The sequence below is a fragment of the Candidatus Kuenenia sp. genome (assembly GCF_039794105.1).
Classification (GTDB): Bacteria; Planctomycetota; Brocadiia; order Brocadiales; family Brocadiaceae; genus Kuenenia.
The window spans coordinates 1-2990 of sequence record NZ_JBDIWA010000071.1; the positions used below are offsets into that span (position 1 = coordinate 1).

3 protein-coding genes are annotated in these 2990 nt (G+C 42.6%); all 3 read left to right on the forward strand.

The annotated features are described in order from the left end of the window. Window positions 1-191 (forward strand): SCP2 sterol-binding domain-containing protein (locus ABJL82_RS16480; protein ID WP_347275803.1); only part of this gene is annotated, 191 nt, incomplete at its 5' end. Window positions 192-232: 41 nt separating this feature from the next. Next, window positions 233-799 (forward strand): DUF5666 domain-containing protein, encoded by a 567-nt coding sequence (locus ABJL82_RS16485; RefSeq protein ID WP_347275804.1) that lies wholly within the window; start codon window positions 233-235, stop codon window positions 797-799. A gap of 12 nt (window positions 800-811) precedes the next feature. Further along, window positions 812-2990: MMPL family transporter (locus ABJL82_RS16490; RefSeq protein ID WP_347275805.1), on the forward strand; the 2179-nt coding region annotated here is incomplete at its 3' end.

Genomic DNA, 2990 nt, shown 5'->3' on the forward strand with positions numbered 1-2990 from the left:
GTCTTGTAAAAGAGGTAACAAAAAGGACGATTGATAATCCGACATGCGCCTTCCTTCTGGACAGCGCAACGTTCATCTCCATAGTGAAAAGGGAAATAACCCCTCAACAGGCTTTTTTTCAGGGTAAGGCGGATATTAAAGGGGATATCCTGTTAGCGCTGAAGATGAATATACTGGTCGGGTATATGTAAATAAACCGTTTATTCAATTTTAACAAAAGGAGAAAAATAGTATGTTAACGCACATTAGACGTATCACACTCAATACCGTAATTGCCGGCATGTTTACTCTCGCCGTGGCATTCCCGCTCTACGCGGCAAACAAAGGTACGTTGGTTGGGAAGATCAGCAGTCTTGACGAAACGAATGAAACAATCACGCTGATGGATGATCTTGTGGAGGTAAATTGCACCGATGCAAAACTACGTATAAAAGGGGTTGATGACCCGACACTTGCCGACCTTAAAGTGGGCGATACGGTGAAGGTACAGGGAGATGCGGGCAGCTCAAGTGTTATTGAAGCAAGCAAGGTAAAAGAACCGGTAAAATTGAATAAAAAGTATGACGGGCGATTCTCCGGAGAAACCAGGCAGGTAAACACGTCAAAAAAGACATTTGAACTCCTCGGACAGGAAATTGACGCCAGCGGTCTCTCCAGTGTTACTATGAGTTCCAGAAAGATTTCATTTGATAACATGGTATCAGGGGTACAGGTGTATGTAAACGCTTCCGTTAAAAATGGGAAACTGGTTGCCAAAACTATGGAGATTAGTTCGAAAAGTTGTAATTTTTGTCATTAATTTTAAAATAACGTGAAAAGATATCTTCACATACTTCTCTCTTACAGAATAGCCATTTTGGTGTGTTTTTTTATCATCACCGCTTTTTTGGGTTTCTTTGCCAAAGGGATGAAGACGGACAATTCCATAGAAATCTGGCTTTCAGAAGACGATAAAGATTTAGCGTACTACAATGAGTTTTTAAAGAAGTTCGGGGACGAAGAGTTTCTGGTGGTTGCGTTCAGTGAGGTCAATCTTTTTAGCAGGGAATATATGCAGCAGATTAGTACGCTTGCCGGAAAGATAAAAAACCTGGAGGGTATCGTCACGGTTGCCTCAATGTCGGATGTATTCAAAAGCAAGGTCACATCGCCGCTTTTTAAGGAAAAGCTGAAGACATATGGGCGCCGTTCGGTAATAAACGTCTTTAAACAGGAGGTACGCACTGATCCTGTTTACCAGAATACGATTATTTCCAAAAACGGCAGAACCACGGCAATTGTCGCCACGGTAAAATGCGCAGGCCCTGAAGCACGAAAGAAGCTGGTGGCTGATGTAAAAAAAGTACTTAAAGAAACAGATATGAAATCTGTTAATACAACAAAGAAACAACGCCCGTATTATCTTGCGGGGCCGTCGGTGGTAAATGCAGAACTTGACCGTATGTCAAAAAAAGATATGGAGAAATTTACCCCCCTGATGTTTGCTGTTTCTATTGTTGTGCTGGGATGTTTGTTTCGTACTATTTCAGGGGTCGTAATCCCTGTTGTAACGGTAGGCGTCTGCATTACATGGATTACAGGAATATTTGTATTGATGGGGCAGACAATGAATATGATAGCAAACATGCTGCTCCCGCTAACGTTTATCATTTCACTTTCAACCTCTATCCGGTTAATTAATTACTATTACCACGAAAGGCGGATTTACGAAACACTGCAGCACGTCAGCATTCCGGTTCTTATGGCAAGTATTACCACCGCCATTGGTTTTGCGTCCCTCATGACGAGCAGCATTCCCCCTGTATTTACCACCGGTTTATTTATGAGCGGCAGTGCGATTCTTTCTTATGTCGTCAGTATAACGCTTGTGCCAATACTGCTTTCTTTCATTCCCCTGCAGAAGGAGCGCAGTGTGAATGTCTCCTCCCGCAATGACTATGCACTGCCCTTGTTTTATAAAATAGGGCAGTTTACGGTGAAGAACAAAACGATCCTTCTTTCAGCAGGTTTTGCTGTTTTCGTTATTTCGGTAATCGGTATTACAAAACTCAGGCTGGAATCAGATCTTATGACCTCTTTCCCGGAAAAGAGCCGTATTGCAAGGGACAATAAATATATTGAAAAACATCTAACGGGTTTGCTACCTGTTGAGATTGTTGCTGAAACGTCCGGCGGCACAAGTATATTTCAACCAAATATTCTGAATGCCGTTGTTGCACTGCAAAGACATCTGGACGGAATACCTGAAATAACACATTCAATTTCTATCGCCGACTACATTATGAAAACACACCAGATGCTCAATAATAACAAGAGGGAGTTTTATACACTGCCTGCATCGGAAAATCGTTCTGCGGATTACGTAAAACTTGCTTCTCTATACGGCGATACCTATGTTGATACCCTTTATACACAGGAACATTCCGATGCGAGGGTTTCCGTAAGGATGAAACAAGTCGGTTCAAACAGATATCAAGCCATCATTGAATCAGTAAAAGCATTCATAGATACTCGTTTAAACACGGCTTCACTGTCATGGCACGTGACGGGTATAGTCCCGCTTTTGATCAATGTACAGGACAATATTCTCCGGAGCGAGATTTACTCGTTTTCCCTGGCGTTTATTCTTATGTTTATTGCCACAACCATCGTACTGAAATCGGTGAGGCTAGGCCTCGTCAGTGTTATTCCCAATCTGATTCCCATAACGGTGACGCTTGGCCTGATGGGATTTGCCGGCATGAGACTCGATGCGGCTACCATTATGATAGCAAGCATTGCACTGGGAATATCGGTGGATGACACGATACATATATTTTATCGATTCAGGAAAGAATTATCCCTTGACGGCAATTATCAGGAAGCTGTCTGCCGCACGATGTTCAGGGTGGGAAGGGCTGCCGTTTTTACCTCAATAACCGCCGCATTTGGGTTTATGGTATTTTCCTTTTCCAGTTTTAAACCGATACAATATTTCGGAGTACTTACCG